This window comes from Micromonospora halophytica (genome assembly GCF_900090245.1).
GTDB lineage: Bacteria > Actinomycetota > Actinomycetes > Mycobacteriales > Micromonosporaceae > Micromonospora > Micromonospora halophytica.
In genome coordinates this window covers 44791-59056 of sequence record NZ_FMDN01000017.1, presented here as the reverse complement: position 1 = coordinate 59056, position 14266 = coordinate 44791, and the positions used below count along the sequence as shown (strand labels likewise).

Here is a 14266-nt window from a genome sequence, read left to right as displayed (position 1 = left end):
GCGTGACGGGCGACGCGTTCGTCAGGTTCCGCGTCGTCGGCGGTCACGCTGCGGAGTTTCACCATGCGGTGTCCGTGCTCCTTTCGGGGTTGGGCCACCGTGCGGGGGCCGGGGTGGACGGGTCGCCGTGACGCGGAGCGCTCAGCGCCTCCAGCGCGGCGTCCCGGTCGACGGCGGGGCGAGGCTTCGGCGTGGGGTCCGCACCGTGCGCCGGGTCGGCGTCCGGAGCGCGGCCGGCGGTGGTGACCAGCGCGGCCAGGCCGGTGGTCAGCGGTACGGCGGCGATCAGACCCAGCGTCGCCACCGCGCTGCGGACGATCTCCTGGGCCAGGAACTCGCTGGTGAGGATCTGGCCCACCGGCCGGCTGTCGGCGGTCAGCAGGAGCAGCAGCGGCAGTGAGGCGCCGGCGTAGGCGAGCACGATGGTGTTCACCGTGGAGGCGATGTGCGCCCGGCCGACCCGGGTGGCGGCCCGGTAGAGCTGCAACCGGGACAGCCCGGGGTTGGCGTGCGCCAGTTCGGTGACGGTGGCCGCCTGGGTGACCGTGACGTCGTCGAGCACGCCGAGCGAGCCGATGATGATGCCGGCCAGCAGGAGCCCGTGCAGGTCCACGTCGCGCTGGTACATCGACAGCGTGGTGGCCTCCTCGCTGCCGAACCCGGTCAGGTGGGCGGCGGCGGTGGCCAGGCTGCCGAGGACGCCGGTCAGCACCAGGCTGCCGAGGGTGCCGAGGACGGCCACGGACGTCTGCGCGGTGATCCCGTGGGTCAGGTACAGCACCACGAACATGATCAGGGCGGAGCCGGTGATCGCGATCAGCAGCGGTGAGCCGCCCGCGGAGATGCCCGGCACCACGAAGGTGAGCAGGATGGCGAAGCTCGCGGCCAGCCCGGCGAGCGCCGCGAGGCCGCGCAGCCGCCCGAACGCCACGATCGCGGCCGCGAAGAGCGCCACCAGCCAGACCAGCGGTTCGCCCCGCTGGTGTTCGGCGATGTTGTAGCTGCTGACCGTCGGGTCGGACGGGTCGGTGAGTTCCACCAGCACGACCTCGTCGCCCACGGCGACCGTCGGCGCGCCCGGGCCGGTCGGCACCGGCGTCTGGACCTGCTGCCCGGCGTCCGGGCCCTGCTCGACCTTGACGGTCACCGTCCCGCACGGACCCTCCGCCGCGCCGGGCGACCCCTCGGGGCTCTCCGGCGTCGGCGGGCAGGGCTCGGTCACCACCCGGGTCACCGTGCCGTGGTAGCGCGGCACGTCACCGCCCGTGTCCCTCTCCGGCGTGTCCCGCGGCCAGAGCACCAGCGCGGCGATCACCGTGACGACGAACAGCGGGACCACCGTCGCGACGAGGATCCGTCGCACCCCTGGTGGGGTGGACGGAGCGGGACGGGTGTGGTCGGCGCCCATTGCGAGTCTCCCAACGATTCAGGGCGAGGTACGTGTCAGCCGGCTGGTCGGTTCACCGGATGGTGCCGGTTGTCGTCGCCGGCGCCCCCGGATCAGCCAGGGGTGCCGACGTCGTCACGTACCGCGAGCGGGCGGCGTGTCCGCCGGGTGACGGCGTGCCCGTGCGGGCGTCGACGACGGGCCCCGGCGCGGTACGCGGGGTGGTCGCGGCGGCGGGCGCAGGCGTCATCGTCGGTGAATGGTAGCCAGGGTGCCCGTCGGCCCGCCCGGTTCGCCTGTCCGGAGCGCGTTGAAGCGGCATGTTGGAGGCATGGACCAGCATGCCGGGCACGACCAGCGGGACGGGCGACACGGTGGGCACGACCGGCACGCCGGCCACGATCCGGAGATGTTCCGCCGCCGGTTCTGGGTCTGCCTGGTGCTGACCCTGCCGATCGTGGCGACCAGCCACATGGTGATGGACTGGTTCGGTTACTCCCTGCAGTTCCCGGGACGCCCGCTGGTCGGGCCGGTGCTCGGCTCGGTGGTCTTCTGGTGGGGTGGCTGGCCGTTCCTGGCCGGGGCCGTCCGCGAGGTCCGCGACCGGGCCCCGGGCATGATGCTGTTGGTCGCGATGGCGATCACGGTGGCGTACGTGGCCTCGCTGGCGACCAGCCTCGGCGCGTTCGACCTGGACTTCTGGTGGGAGCTGGCGGCCCTGGTCACCATCATGCTGCTCGGGCACTGGCAGGAGATGAAGGCGATCGGCCAGGCCCGGGGCGCGCTCGCCGCGCTGGCCGCGCTGCTGCCCGACGACGCCGAGCGGGTCGGCCCGGGCGGCTCCGTCGAGCGGGTGCCGGTCTCGGAGCTGGGCGTCGGGGACGTCGTGCTGGTCCGTCCCGGTGGCCGGGTGCCGGCCGACGGGCGGGTCGTCGAGGGCGCCGCCGAGCTGGACGAGTCGATGGTCACCGGGGAGTCCCGGCCGGTCGCCCGCGAGGTCGGGGACCGGGTGGTGGCCGGCACCGTCGCCACCGACTCGGCGGTCCGGGTCCGCGTCGAGGCCGTCGGCGACCAGACCACGCTGGCCGGGATCCAGCGCCTGGTGGCGCAGGCCCAGCAGTCCGGGGGGCGGGCCCAGGTGCTCGCCGACCGGTTCGCGGGGCTGCTCTTCTACATCGCCACCGCCATCGCCGTGCTGACCGCCGTGGCCTGGTCCGTGTTCGGCGACCGGGACCAGGCGGTGGTGCGTACCGTCACGGTCCTGGTGATCGCCTGCCCACACGCGCTGGGGTTGGCGATCCCGCTGGTGATCGCGCTTTCCACCGGGATCGCCGCCCGCTCCGGGGTGCTGGTCCGCGATCAGCTCGCGCTGGAGCGGATGCGTACCGTCGACGCGGTGCTCTTCGACAAGACCGGCACGCTGACGAAGGGCGAGCACGTGGTCACCGGGGTCGTCGCCGTGCCGGGGACGAGCGAGGACGAGGTGCTGCGGCTCGCCGCCGGGGTGGAGGCCGAGAGCGAACACCCGCTGGCCCGGGCGATCGTCGCGGCCGCCGCCGACCGTGGCGGCCCGGCCCCGGCCACCGGATTCCGGTCCCTGCCGGGCCGCGGCGTCCGCGCCGAGATCGACGGTACGGCGTACGCCGTGGGTGGGCCCGCCCACCTGCGGGAGCAGGGGCTGACGCTGCCCGACACGCTGGCCCCGGAGGCCCGGCGCTGGGCGGAACGTGGAGCGGCGGTGCTGCACCTGGTCCGCCTGCCGGACACCGTCCTCGGCCTGCTCGCCCTCGCCGACGAGGTGCGACCCGAGGCGCGGGAGGCGGTCGCCACGCTGCGTGCCGAGGGGATCCGGACCATCGCGATGATCACCGGCGACGCCCGCCCGGTCGCCGACGCGGTCGCCGCAGACCTCGGGTTCCGCCCGGGTGACGAGGTCTTCGCCGAGGTGCTCCCCGCCGACAAGGACGAGAAGGTGACCGAACTCCAGCGCCGGGGGCTGCGGGTGGCCATGGTCGGCGACGGGGTCAACGACGCGCCGGCCCTGGCCCGGGCGGACGTGGGCATCGCGATCGGGGCCGGCACCGACGTGGCGATCGAGTCGGCGGGTGTGGTGCTCGCCTCCTCCGACCCGCGCGGCGTCGGTGGGGTGGTCCGGCTCTCCCGCGCCTCCTACCGGAAGATGCTCCAGAACCTGGCCTGGGCGGCCGGCTACAACGTGGTGGCGCTGCCGCTGGCGGCCGGGGTGCTGGCCGGGGTCGGGCTGACGCTCGGCCCGGCGCTCGCCGCGGTGCTGATGTCCGGCTCGACGATCGTGGTGGCGCTCAACGCGCAACTGCTGCGGCGGGTGCGTCTCTGACCGTGCCCGGGGTCGGTTAGCTTTGTCGGATGCGGACGGCGGCGGCGACGACCGGGTTGTGGACCCGGCTGCTGCTGCTCGCCTGCACCCTGCTCGGACTGGCCGCGATGCACACCGTCGGCCACGGCGCGCACGGCTCCGGCCACTTTGACGGCCGCGCCGTCGCGCAGGGCGCGGTGGTGCCGGGACAGGCCGCCTTCCTGGCCGTTCACGCCGACACCGCCCCGGTAGGGCCGCCGCTCACCGTCGGGGAGACCCACGCCGATGCCGCTGCGGAGGCGCTGCCGGCTGCGGTCGTAGCGGCCCACGCCGGCACCGCTGCGGAGGAGGTCCGGGCCGAGCGGCCGGTGACGTCGACCGCGGCAGGCAACGGATCCACGACCATCGCCGCCGGTGCGCCAGTCGTGTCGGTGGCCGGTGCCGGTTGCCCGGATGACGGCTGCCGACACGGGGTGGCGCTGCCCGCCGGTGACCCGGGCGGTCACCCGGGGGTGTGGAGCGTCTGCCTGGCGGTGCTCGGCACCCTGACGGTGACTCTGCTGCTCGCGGCGCTGGTGCTCCGGTGGCGACGACCCGTGCCCGGCGCCCGCCGCCCAGGCGGGCGGTCGGCCGGGTCACGCGCGCCGCCGGGTCGCCCCGTCGGGCTCCGGCTCGCCACGGTGTCGGTGCTGCGCAGATAGGACGCCCGGCGCGGTTTCGCCGCGCCCGCCGTCCGTTGCGTACGTCATCACACCGAAAGGTCCAGATCATGCTTACTCGTACCATCGCGCGCCGTGCCGCCCTGGCCGGCGCGGCCGTCAGCGCCGTCCTCGCGCTCGCCGCCTGCGGCGGCGGCGACCACCCGTCCGACTCCGGCCACGGCACCCCCGGCACGGGTGCCTCCGCCTCCGCCGCCTCCGGTGCGGCGGGCTTCGACGACGACGACGTGATGTTCGCGCAGATGATGATTCCGCACCACCAGCAGGCGGTGCAGATGTCCGAGCTGGCCGACGGCCGGGCCCAGGACCCGGAGGTCAAGCAGCTCGCCGCGCAGATCAAGGCCGCGCAGGCCCCGGAGATCGCCACCATGACCGGCTGGCTGACCGCCTGGGGGCGGCCCGTGCCGTCCGGCAGCCCGGCCGCCGGTCACATGGACCACGGCATGCCGGGGATGATGTCGGACGCCGACATGGCCAAGCTGAAGGCCGCCTCCGGAACGGAGTTCGACCGGCAGTTCGTCACCATGATGATCGCCCACCACGAGGGTGCGATCACCATGGCCAAGGAGGAGGTCGCCAACGGCGTCAGCGCTGAGGCCAAGGCCATGGCGCAGCAGATCGTCACCGCCCAGCAGGGCGAGATCGACGCCATGAACAAGATCCTCGTCCGGCTCTGAGCCTCGCGGCCGGGGGCGCCCGGGGCCCGCTCAAGGGGTCCCGGGCGCTCCGCCGTACGGCCCGGGCGGGCCGTCGGCTCGTCGTGGGCGGAGCGGTCAGCCGGCGGTCCGTAGCACGTCCCGGCGTCGGTGGTACTCCTCGTCGTCGATCTCGCCGCGCGCGTAGCGCTCGTCGAGGATCGTCCGCGCTCCGGAGGTCACCGGCGTCCGGGGCTGCTCCCGGGTCAGGCGGTACGCCAGATAACCCAGTCCCGCCAGCACGGCCAGCGCCAGCAGCGTCCAGACCCACATGGCGCCCATCATCGGGCCGTACCCCATCATGGCCGCCCTCCGTCCACGACTCGGGTGGCCGGTCCGGTGCTCCGGTGGCGCCGGTCCCGGTCGCCACCTGCGACGTTAGTCCCGGATACCGACCGGTGGCTGGGCCGAAGGTCCCGACCCGCCCGACTCAGCCGCGCTTCATCAGGCGGCCGACGGCGGCCATCATCTCGCTGGCCATCTCGTCGGCCCGCCCCTCGGCCGCGCCCTCGTGCATGCAGTGCCGGGCGTGCCCGTCGAGCAGGCCGAGGGCGACCTTGTCCAGCGCGGCCTGGATCGCGGAGATCTGGGTGAGCACGTCGATGCAGTACCGGTCGTCGTCGACCATCTTCTCGATGCCACGGACCTGACCCTCCACGCGGCGCAGCCGCGCGAGCAGTTGGTCCTTGCTGGCGGTGTAGCCCCGGGTCGGGGTGCTCGGTGTGGTCATGACGACAAGGATAGCGTACCCCCAGGGGGTATGCTACGGTCGCTGGGCCAGCTACCCCAGGGGGGTATAGCATCGGCTTCAGGAGAGGAGAATTGCCATGGTCACCACCACATACCAGGTGCAGGGCATGACCTGCGGGCACTGCGTCAACTCGGTCAGCACCGAGGTGAGCGCGATCCAGGGCGTCAAGGACGTCCAGGTCGACCTGGCCACCGGCCAGGTCACCGTCACCAGCGACAGCCCGTTGGACACCGACTCCGTGCGCGCCGCGGTCGACGAGGCCGGATACGACCTCGTCGAGGCGTGACCGGGTCACCGACGGAGAGAGCCGAGGTACCACGATGAACACGCTGACGAAGCTGAGCGGTTTCGCCCTCGGCCTCGCGGCGGTGTTCGGCACGGCGTACGGGGTCGGCCACCTGGCCGGCCCCGTCACCCCGGCCGCGGACACCCGCCACGACTCCGCCGGCACCCACTCCGACGACTCCCACGGCGGTGGCGACCAGGCCACCGCCGCCACCCACATCCCCGGTGGCCTGCTCGTCTCCGACCAGGGCTACACGCTGCGACCGGTGGCCGCCGGGACCGGGGAGTTCGCCTTCCGGATCACCGGCCCCGACGGCACCCCGGTCACCCGGTACGACGTCGCCCACGACAAGCGGATGCACCTGATCGTCGCCCGGCGCGACCTCTCCGGCTTCCGGCACGTCCACCCCGAACTGGACGCGGACGGCACCTGGCGGGTCGACTCGCCGCTCGCCGGGCCGGGGGTCTGGCGCGCCTTCGCCGACTTCACCCCGTCGGGTGGGCAGCCGCTCACCCTCGGGGTCGACGTGGCCGTGCCCGGCACGCTGGAACCCCGGCCGCTGCCCGCCCCGGCGACCAGCACCACGGTCGACGGCTACACGGTCACCCTCACCGGGACCCCGCAGCCGGGACGGACCAGCACCCTGACCCTGACGATCAGCCGGGACGGGAAGCCGGTCACCGACCTGGAGCCCTACCTGGGGGCGTACGGGCACCTGGTGGCGCTGCGCCAGGGCGACCTGGCGTACCTGCACGTGCACCCGGAGGGCGCGCCCGGTGACGGGCGGACCCCGGCCGGCCCGGCGGTGAGCTTCGCCGCCGAGGTGCCCTCCACCGGCGCCTACCGGCTCTACCTCGACTTCCGGCACGGCGGCGCGGTGCACACCGCCGAGTTCACCGTGCTGGCAGGCGACCCCGCGGCCCCGACGGCCACCGCCACCCCCACCGCTCCGGCCGCACCCACCCCGTCCGCCGCCGACCACGGCACCCCCGGCCACGGACACAGCTGACAGGAGGTGCAGCGATGACATCGACCGCCAAGTCACTGCCGGTCGCCCCGAACCTGATCGAACTCGCGATCGGCGGCATGACCTGCGCGTCCTGCGCCGCCCGGATCGAGAAGAAACTCAACCGGATGGAGGGCGTCGAGGCCACGGTCAACTACGCCACCGAGAAGGCCACCGTCCGGTACGCCGACGACGTCACCACGGACGACCTGATCGCCACGGTGGAGAAAACCGGCTACACCGCCGTCCTGCCGCCCCCGCCCACGCCGGCCGGTGCGGCCGAGCCGGTCGTCGAACCGGTGGACGAGCTGCGCGGTCTGCGTACCCGGCTGTGGGTGTCGGTCGCGCTGGCCGTGCCGGTGATCCTGCTGGCCATGGTCCCGGCCTGGCAGTTCACCCACTGGCAGTGGCTGTCGCTGACCCTGGCCGCCCCGGTGGTCGTCTACGGCGGGCTGCCGTTCCACCGGGCCGCCTGGATCAACCTGCGGCACGGCGCGGCCACCATGGACACCCTGGTGTCGCTCGGCACCCTGGCCGCGTTCGGCTGGTCGCTCTGGGCGCTCTTCCTCGGCACCGCCGGGACGCCGGGCATGACCCACCCCTTCAGCTTCGACATCAGCCGCACCGACGGCGCGGGCAACATCTACCTGGAGGCGGCGGCCGGCGTCACCGTCTTCATCCTCGCCGGGCGCTACTTCGAGGCCCGGTCCAAGCGGACCGCCGGCGCGGCCCTGCGCGCCCTGCTGGAACTCGGCGCGAAGGACGTCGCGGTGCTGCGCGGCGGCGTGGAGACCCGGATCCCGGTCGACCAGCTCGCGGTGGGAGACCGGTTCGTGGTCCGCCCCGGTGAGAAGATCGCCACCGACGGGGCGGTCCACGAGGGCACCTCGGCGGTCGACGCCAGCATGCTGACCGGCGAGTCCGTGCCGGTCGAGGTCGGCCCCGGCGACACCGTGGTCGGCGCGACGGTCAACGCCGGCGGCCGGCTGGTGGTCACCGCCACCCGGATCGGCGCGGACACCCAGCTCGCCCAGATGGCGAAGCTCGTCGAGCAGGCGCAGACCGGCAAGGCGGCGGTGCAGCGCCTCGCCGACCGGATCTCCGGGGTCTTCGTCCCGATCGTGATCGCGTTGGCGGTCGGCACGCTGGGCTGGTGGCTCGGCAGCGGTGCGGGCGCCACGGCGGCCTTCACCGCCGCCGTGGCCGTGCTGATCATCGCCTGCCCGTGCGCGCTCGGCCTGGCCACGCCGACGGCGCTGCTGGTCGGCACCGGGCGCGGTGCCCAGCTCGGCATCCTGATCAAGGGGCCGGAGGTGCTGGAGTCGACCCGCCAGGTCGACACGGTCGTGCTGGACAAGACCGGCACCGTCACCACCGGCCGGATGACCCTGGTCGACGTGCTTCCCGCCGCCGGGCAGGAGCGCGCCGAACTGCTCCAGCTGGCCGGGGCGCTGGAGGCCGGTTCCGAGCACCCGATCGCCCGGGCCGTCGCGGCCGGCGCGGCCGAGGCCGGGGCGCTGCCGCCGGTCACCGGCTTCGCCAACGCCGAAGGGCTCGGCGTCACCGGTGCGGTGGACGGCCGTGCGGTGGTCGTCGGCCGGCTCCGGCTGCTGCGCGAGCGGGGTCTCGACGTACCGGAGGAGGTCGTCCGGGCGGCGACCGACGCGGAGGCCGCCGGCCGGACGGCGGTGCTGGCCGGCTGGGACGGTCGGGCCCGGGGGGTCCTGGCGGTCGCCGACGTGGTCAAGCCGACCAGTCGGGCGGCGATCGACGGACTGCGCGCGCTGGGACTCACCCCGGTGCTGCTCACCGGCGACAACGCCACGGTCGCGAAGGCGGTGGCCGCCGAGGTCGGCATCGACGAGGTGATCGCCGAGGTGCTGCCGGCCGACAAGGTCGCCGTGGTCGAGCGGCTCCAGGCGGAGGGGAAGACGGTCGCCATGGTGGGCGACGGGATCAACGACGCCGCCGCGCTGGCCCGGGCCGACCTGGGGTTGGCGATGGGCACCGGCACCGACGTGGCGATCGAGGCGTCCGACCTGACCCTGGTCCGGGGTGACCTCACCGCGGCGGTGGACGCGATCCGCCTCTCCCGCCGGACCCTCGCCACCATCAAGGGCAACCTGTTCTGGGCCTTCGCCTACAACGTGGCCGCCCTGCCGCTGGCCGCCACCGGCCTGCTCAACCCGATGATCGCCGGGGCCGCGATGGCCTTCTCGTCGGTCTTCGTGGTGGCCAACAGCCTGCGGCTGCGGCGGTTCCGAACGGTCGTCTGACCCACTGCTCCGCCGGTCCCTCCACGAGGGACTGCCGTCCCGGTGCTCACCCTCGGTGAGCACCGGGACGGGTGGCGGTTTCCCGCGACGGCCCCGGGGGTACCCCCTGAGTGTCGGAGGAACTGCTGATCAGGAGGTTCGCATGGGTTACGACGAGAAGATCGGTAACGCGACCGAGAACACCGCCGGCAAGGTCAAGGAGGGCGTCGGCCGGGCGACGGACAACGAGCGCCTGGAGGCCGATGGCCGCAACGACCAGGCCAACGCCAACCTGAAGCAGGCCGGCGAGAAGATCAAGGACGCCTTCAAGAGCTGACGTACGCTCCTTCGCCACGCCGGACCGGCCACCTCGCCGGCCCGGCGTGGCGTGTGTGCGTGCCTCGCCTCCGCCTGCCGGGCCGCCGCCCGCCCGCCCATCGGTGTGCTCACGGAAGGTCACCGTCGTCGCCGGGTCGGCACCCCACCGGGTGACGCCCGCCGGGGTAGGGTCGCGGGCGGGTCGGCAGGCCACCGCGCCACCCGCCCGAGCCACGCCGTCCCCCGTCCGGGACGGCCGACGACCGAACGGGGAAGTCGATGTCCCGCACCGCCCGCACCGTGTTCGCCCTGCTCACCCTCGGCGCCCTGACGGCGGGCTGCCAGAACGCCGGTGACGGGGCCGCCGACCCCGCGAGCGCGCCGACGGGTGCCACCGGCACCGTCGCGCCGACCTCCGACGCGACGGCCAGCGCCTCGCCGACCGGACCGAGCGCCGCCAACACCGTCGCGGTCTGCCGCGAGGTCGACCGGCTGATCATCGAGGGAAGCCGGAAGATCACCGCCGACTCGGCTGCCGCCACCCGGCGGGAGCTGACCCCCGAGCAGCTCAACGGCCAGCTCAAGGGCAGCCTCGCCAAGCTCGCCGACGACGTACGCGCCCAGGCGGCCAGGGCCGAGGACCCGCGGATCAGGGCGCTGGTCGGCGACGCCGCGAAACAGCTCGACGCCGGGGCCGGCGCGGCCAGCCCGGCGACCTGGATGAGCCGCAGCTTCGTCGGCATCCCGGAGAAGCTCAGCCGCGACTGTCACGTCTGACGGCACCCGCGACGCACCGCCGTCCACCCCGGACCGGTGGGCTGGCGCCGGACCCGGTACGTCACGTGGGTGACGGTCGGCCCGGCGATCACCGACACCTGCTCCAGCGGAAGATCGTCCACCCCCTCGAAGAGCCGCTCACCGGCGCCCAGCACGATCGGCACGAGGTGCAGCTGAAGGGTGTCCAGCAGCCCCGCGGTCAGGAACTGCCGCACCGTGTCCGCCCCGCCGGTCACCTGGACCCCGCCGGTGCCGGTGGCGGCCCGGGCCCGTCGCAGCGCCGCCTCGATCCCGTCGGTGACGAAGTGGAACTCGGTGCCGCCCCGCATCACCAACGTCTCCCGGGGCCGGTGGGTGAGCACGAAGACAGGGGCGTGCCACGGCGGGTCCTCGCCCCACCAGCCGCGCCAGTCGAGGTCCCACGGGCCGTCGCCGCCGCCGAACATCCGGCGTCCCATCACGTACGCCCCGACGTCGCGGACCGCCTCCTCGACCACCTCGGCGTCGACGTTCCGTTCCCCGCCGGCCAGGCCGTGCCGTTCCCGCCAGGCGTCCAGCCCGAACAGCCACTCGTGCAGCCGCAGCCCGCCCCGGCCCAGCGGATCGGTCAGGCTCTGCTCCGGTCCGGCCACGTATCCGTCCAACGACATCGAGATCTGGCAGCTCACCGTACCCATGCGAGGTGGACTCCCGGCACGGCCGGAACTCATCGGCCATCCCCCAGCCGCGCGGCCCGCAGTTCCAGGTAGCGCTGCTCGGGCCGGCTCGTCGTCCGACGGGCCGCCAGCAGGTACGCCTCGCGTGCCGCCGCCGGCTCCCCGGCCAGCTCCAGCAGGTGTGCCCGGACGGCGGCCAGCCGGTGGTGGCCGGCGACCCGGTCGTCGCCGTCGAGCGGGGCGAGCAGGGCCAGCCCGGCGCGCGGCCCGTCGACCATCGCCACCGCGGCGGCCTGGTTGAGGGTGACCATCGGGTTGGGCGCCAGGGTCGCCAGCACCCGGTAGAGCGCGATGATCTGCGGCCAGTCGGTCTGCGGCGCCGTCGGCGCCTCGGCGTGCACCGCCGCGATCGCCGCCTGGAGCTGGTACGGACCCGGCGGTGACCAGGTCAGCGCCTCGGTCACCAGCGCCACCCCCTCGGCGATCGCCGCCCGGTCCCACCGGTCGCGGTCCTGCTCGGCCAGCGGCACCAGCTCGCCGCCCGGCCCGGTACGCGCCGCCCGGTGCGCGTCGGTGAGCAGCATCAGCGCCAGCAGCCCGGCCACCTCGCCGTCGTCGGGCAGCGCCCGGCGCAGCTGCCGGGTCAGCCGGATCGCCTCCCCGGTCAGCTCGGCCCGGTGCAGCTCGGTGCCGCTCGACGCGGTGTACCCCTCGTTGAAGATCAGGTAGAGCACGTGCAGCACGGTCCGCAGCCGTTCGTCCCGTTCGGCTGGCGACGGCATGACGAACCGGGCCCCGGCCGCCTCGACCCGCTGCTTGGCCCGGCGGATGCGCTGGCTCATGGTCGCCTCGGGCACCAGGAAGGCGCGGGCGATCTGGGCGGTGGTGAGCCCGCCCACCGCGCGCAGGGTCAGCGCCAGTTGCGCCGACCGGGGCAGTGCCGGGTGGCAGCAGAGCAGGAGCAGGGTGAGGCTGTCGTCGGAGTCGGACCGGTCCTCGTCGGCGGGCGGGGCCACCGCCGCGTACGCCGGCTCCCGGAGCGCGACGACGACCTCCCGGTCGCGGCGGGCCCGCTCGCTGCGCCACTCGTCGGTCAGCCGCCGGCCGGCGACGGTGAGCAGCCACGCCCTCGGGTTCTCCGGCACCCCCTGGCCGGGCCACCGGGTGGCGGCGGCCAGCAGCGCCTCCTGGACGGCGTCCTCGCAGGCGGAGAACTGACCGTGCCGACGCACCAGGACGCCGAGGACCTGCGGCGTGAGCGCGCGCAGCAGGTCCTCCACCTCCCGGCCGGTCACATCTCGGTCCCGGCCTCGTCCATCACCGGCCGGACCTCCAGCACGCCGAAGCCGAGGCGGACGTCCGGCCAGCGGGCGGCGATCTCCACGGCCCGTTCCTCACTGTCGCAGTCGACCATCAGGTAGCCGGCGAACTGCTCCTTGCTCTCCAGGAACGGCCCGTCGGTCACCTCCGGGTGCTCACCACGGCACCGGACCGTCCGGGTCTGCGACGGGTCGGCCAGCGCCTGTCCGCCGACCAGCTCACCGGACTCGGTCAGCTCCTTCATGATCTCGTCGACCTCGCCGAAGATCGTGGTGCGCTCCTGCTCGGAGAGTCCCTCGACGAAGCCGGGCCGGTTCCAGATCAGCAGCATGTACTTCACGACGGTGCTCCTCGGGTACGGCCACCGGTGTGGCCTCTCGGAAGGGGGTCGGAGCCGGACCGGCGGATCCGACACCCGCACCGCGGATCCTCTCAGCGGCGGCCGGACAGTGGCCGGGTGGACGCGCCGGCGTCGAGCCGGGCCCGGTCGGCGGCGGAGGTGCCCGAGTGCCAGCCTTCCGCGTCCCGGATCGTCAACCGGGAGCTCGTGGCCCGGGGGAAGAGGGTCTCCATCCGCGCGCGGACGGCGTCCGAGCGGGCGGCCAGCACCGGCAGCAGCCGCTGCTGGCCGGCGGTCTCGGCGGCCTGTCGGTCCGCCGCCTCGGTGGCGGCCCGCAGCCGCTCACCGATGCGCAGCGCGAACGCGTGCAGGAACGACTCGTCGTACGCCTTCGTCCGGCGGCCCTTCCGCTTGCGCTCACCGCGCCCGCGCAGCATCGCGGCGGTGGCCTGCACCAGCAGTGAGGTGTACAGCAGCTCGACCGCCTCCAGGTCGGCCGGGAAGCCGAGCACGGTGGCGAAGCCGAGATCGTCCGACCAGACCGACTCGCACCGGTTCGCCGTCGCCACCTCCTGCACCAGCAGCGCCTTCGCGCCCGCGTACGGGGCCTCGGTGCCCAGCCGCACCCCGCCCGGCTGGTCGGGCCGTTCGGCGGTCGCCTCGACCAGCGCCCGGTCCAGGCTGTGCCGGGCGATCAGCTCCTGCGCCTTGCCGGTCAGCGCCTCCGCCTCGGCGGGGAAGGTGGTCGACTCCGCCTTGGCCAGCAGCGCCCGGACCCGGTCGAGCATCGGCGAGCCGGTCCTGCCGGCCGGGCCGCGCCGGGGCACGCTCGGGCCGCCGCCGCCCGGTGGCGGGCGCAGCACCGCGACCGGGGGCAGGCCGTCCAGCAGCGCCAGCACCTCCACCGCGTCGCGCAGCGCGGTGATCCGGTCCTCACCCTCCCGGGCGGCCCAACGGGCCAGCCAGCGGGCGTCGTCGTCCCACCAGACCCGGGCGGCCAGCGCGTCGAGCTGGTCGTCCCACCACTGCGGGACGTCCCCGGCCTGGCCGCGCCGCTGGGCGGCGAGCCCGTCCACCACCAGCCGTCCCGGGCGCGGGCCGAGCCGCCGGCCGACGATCCGGGCCACGTCGACCGGCTGCCAGCCGCGCGGCCAGAGCCGGGCCAGCGCGCCCACGAGTCGGCCCAGCAGGGCGGCGTCGACCACCGCCGTGCCGTCCGCGGCGCCGGTGCCGACCACGAGCCGGTCCAGCTTCCGCTCCGCGTCGCGTACGTCGGTGTCGCGTACCGCGGTGACCGCGGCCACGATGAGGGCGTCGGCGTCCGGCACGGGTGTTCCTTCCTGCGGGCGACGGCCGGCGCTGTCCGGATCGTCGGGAGTGTCTGCCCGGCAACGGTACCGGGTGTCGAATCGTCGGCCGGA

At 74.6% G+C, this 14266-nt stretch carries 15 protein-coding genes; 8 read left to right on the top strand and 7 right to left on the bottom strand.

Features of this window, described 5'->3' with window-relative positions; genetic code table 11:
* Nucleotides 1-58: 58 nt before the first annotated feature.
* Nucleotides 59-1408: a YibE/F family protein gene (locus GA0070560_RS20425; protein WP_091300292.1), complete on the bottom strand. Its 1350-nt coding sequence runs from the start codon at nucleotides 1406-1408 to the stop codon at nucleotides 59-61.
* A gap of 310 nt (nucleotides 1409-1718) precedes the next feature.
* On the opposite strand from GA0070560_RS20425, the gene GA0070560_RS20420 reads away from it, so the two are divergent.
* From GA0070560_RS20420 to GA0070560_RS20410, 3 genes are all read left to right on the top strand, one after another.
* A complete protein-coding gene (locus GA0070560_RS20420) occupies nucleotides 1719-3743 on the top strand; it encodes a heavy metal translocating P-type ATPase (RefSeq protein ID WP_091300288.1) in 2025 nt (674 codons plus the stop codon).
* A gap of 29 nt (nucleotides 3744-3772) precedes the next feature.
* Entirely contained in the window at nucleotides 3773-4423 is a 651-nt protein-coding gene (locus tag GA0070560_RS20415; RefSeq protein ID WP_091300285.1) for a hypothetical protein, read from the top strand.
* Nucleotides 4424-4491: 68 nt separating this feature from the next.
* Nucleotides 4492-5118, top strand: coding sequence for a DUF305 domain-containing protein (locus GA0070560_RS20410; RefSeq protein WP_091300282.1), 627 nt, complete (start codon nucleotides 4492-4494; stop codon nucleotides 5116-5118).
* A 96-nt stretch (nucleotides 5119-5214) separates the two neighbouring features.
* On the opposite strand, the gene GA0070560_RS20405 is transcribed toward GA0070560_RS20410, so the two are convergent.
* Both GA0070560_RS20405 and GA0070560_RS20400 read right to left on the bottom strand, forming a co-directional pair.
* A complete protein-coding gene (locus GA0070560_RS20405) occupies nucleotides 5215-5439 on the bottom strand; it encodes an SHOCT domain-containing protein (protein WP_091300279.1) in 225 nt (74 codons plus the stop codon).
* Between the two features lie 127 nt (nucleotides 5440-5566).
* Nucleotides 5567-5866 carry a metal-sensitive transcriptional regulator gene (locus GA0070560_RS20400; RefSeq protein WP_091300276.1) on the bottom strand — a complete coding sequence of 100 codons (300 nt, stop codon included), beginning with the start codon at nucleotides 5864-5866 and terminating at the stop codon, nucleotides 5567-5569.
* Nucleotides 5867-5963: 97 nt separating this feature from the next.
* Between GA0070560_RS20400 and GA0070560_RS20395 the strand changes: the two genes are divergently transcribed.
* The 5 genes from GA0070560_RS20395 to GA0070560_RS20375 all read left to right on the top strand — a co-directional run bounded on the left by GA0070560_RS20395 (nucleotide 5964) and on the right by GA0070560_RS20375 (nucleotide 10529).
* The gene (locus GA0070560_RS20395; RefSeq protein ID WP_091300273.1) at nucleotides 5964-6173 is read left to right on the top strand and encodes a heavy-metal-associated domain-containing protein; all 210 of its coding nucleotides are present in this window, start codon (nucleotides 5964-5966) and stop codon (nucleotides 6171-6173) included.
* Between the two features lie 34 nt (nucleotides 6174-6207).
* Complete coding sequence (locus tag GA0070560_RS20390; RefSeq protein WP_091300270.1) at nucleotides 6208-7182, top strand: hypothetical protein; 975 nt, start codon at nucleotides 6208-6210, stop codon at nucleotides 7180-7182.
* Nucleotides 7183-7196: 14 nt separating this feature from the next.
* Entirely contained in the window at nucleotides 7197-9455 is a 2259-nt protein-coding gene (locus GA0070560_RS20385) for a heavy metal translocating P-type ATPase (RefSeq protein WP_091300267.1), read from the top strand.
* Between the two features lie 142 nt (nucleotides 9456-9597).
* The gene (locus GA0070560_RS20380) at nucleotides 9598-9771 is read left to right on the top strand and encodes a CsbD family protein (RefSeq protein WP_091300265.1); all 174 of its coding nucleotides are present in this window, start codon (nucleotides 9598-9600) and stop codon (nucleotides 9769-9771) included.
* 260 nt (nucleotides 9772-10031) lie between these two features.
* The gene (locus GA0070560_RS20375) at nucleotides 10032-10529 is read left to right on the top strand and encodes a hypothetical protein (RefSeq protein WP_091300262.1); all 498 of its coding nucleotides are present in this window, start codon (nucleotides 10032-10034) and stop codon (nucleotides 10527-10529) included.
* Here the strand turns inward: GA0070560_RS20375 and GA0070560_RS20370 are convergent.
* From GA0070560_RS20370 to GA0070560_RS20355, 4 genes are all read right to left on the bottom strand, one after another.
* Nucleotides 10520-11206: a dihydrofolate reductase family protein gene (locus tag GA0070560_RS20370; protein ID WP_091300259.1), complete on the bottom strand. Its 687-nt coding sequence runs from the start codon at nucleotides 11204-11206 to the stop codon at nucleotides 10520-10522. The two genes, GA0070560_RS20375 and GA0070560_RS20370, sit on opposite strands and share 10 nt — an antisense overlap.
* Before the next feature lie 29 nt (nucleotides 11207-11235).
* Nucleotides 11236-12480: an RNA polymerase sigma factor gene (locus tag GA0070560_RS20365; RefSeq protein ID WP_091300258.1), complete on the bottom strand. Its 1245-nt coding sequence runs from the start codon at nucleotides 12478-12480 to the stop codon at nucleotides 11236-11238.
* Nucleotides 12477-12836, bottom strand: coding sequence for a YciI family protein (locus tag GA0070560_RS20360; protein ID WP_245675626.1), 360 nt, complete (start codon nucleotides 12834-12836; stop codon nucleotides 12477-12479). Before GA0070560_RS20360 ends, GA0070560_RS20365 begins: the two co-directional genes overlap by 4 nt.
* A 101-nt stretch (nucleotides 12837-12937) precedes the next feature.
* Complete coding sequence (locus tag GA0070560_RS20355) at nucleotides 12938-14173, bottom strand: DUF2786 domain-containing protein (protein ID WP_091300252.1); 1236 nt, start codon at nucleotides 14171-14173, stop codon at nucleotides 12938-12940.
* Nucleotides 14174-14266: the final 93 nt, after the last annotated feature.

Excerpts from the sequence above, each read along its gene's own strand:
- GA0070560_RS20425 (WP_091300292.1), bottom strand. The coding sequence starts at position 1,408 with ATGGGCGCCGACCACACCCGTCCCGCTCCGTCCACCCCACCAGGGGTG.
- GA0070560_RS20420 (WP_091300288.1), top strand. The coding sequence starts at position 1,719 with ATGGACCAGCATGCCGGGCACGACCAGCGGGACGGGCGACACGGTGGG.
- GA0070560_RS20415 (WP_091300285.1), top strand. The coding sequence starts at position 3,773 with ATGCGGACGGCGGCGGCGACGACCGGGTTGTGGACCCGGCTGCTGCTG.
- GA0070560_RS20410 (WP_091300282.1), top strand. The coding sequence starts at position 4,492 with ATGCTTACTCGTACCATCGCGCGCCGTGCCGCCCTGGCCGGCGCGGCC.
- GA0070560_RS20405 (WP_091300279.1), bottom strand. The coding sequence starts at position 5,439 with ATGATGGGGTACGGCCCGATGATGGGCGCCATGTGGGTCTGGACGCTG.
- GA0070560_RS20400 (WP_091300276.1), bottom strand. The coding sequence starts at position 5,866 with ATGACCACACCGAGCACCCCGACCCGGGGCTACACCGCCAGCAAGGAC.
- GA0070560_RS20395 (WP_091300273.1), top strand. The coding sequence starts at position 5,964 with ATGGTCACCACCACATACCAGGTGCAGGGCATGACCTGCGGGCACTGC.
- GA0070560_RS20390 (WP_091300270.1), top strand. The coding sequence starts at position 6,208 with ATGAACACGCTGACGAAGCTGAGCGGTTTCGCCCTCGGCCTCGCGGCG.
- GA0070560_RS20385 (WP_091300267.1), top strand. The coding sequence starts at position 7,197 with ATGACATCGACCGCCAAGTCACTGCCGGTCGCCCCGAACCTGATCGAA.
- GA0070560_RS20380 (WP_091300265.1), top strand. The coding sequence starts at position 9,598 with ATGGGTTACGACGAGAAGATCGGTAACGCGACCGAGAACACCGCCGGC.
- GA0070560_RS20375 (WP_091300262.1), top strand. The coding sequence starts at position 10,032 with ATGTCCCGCACCGCCCGCACCGTGTTCGCCCTGCTCACCCTCGGCGCC.
- GA0070560_RS20370 (WP_091300259.1), bottom strand. The coding sequence starts at position 11,206 with ATGGGTACGGTGAGCTGCCAGATCTCGATGTCGTTGGACGGATACGTG.
- GA0070560_RS20360 (WP_245675626.1), bottom strand. The coding sequence starts at position 12,836 with ATGCTGCTGATCTGGAACCGGCCCGGCTTCGTCGAGGGACTCTCCGAG.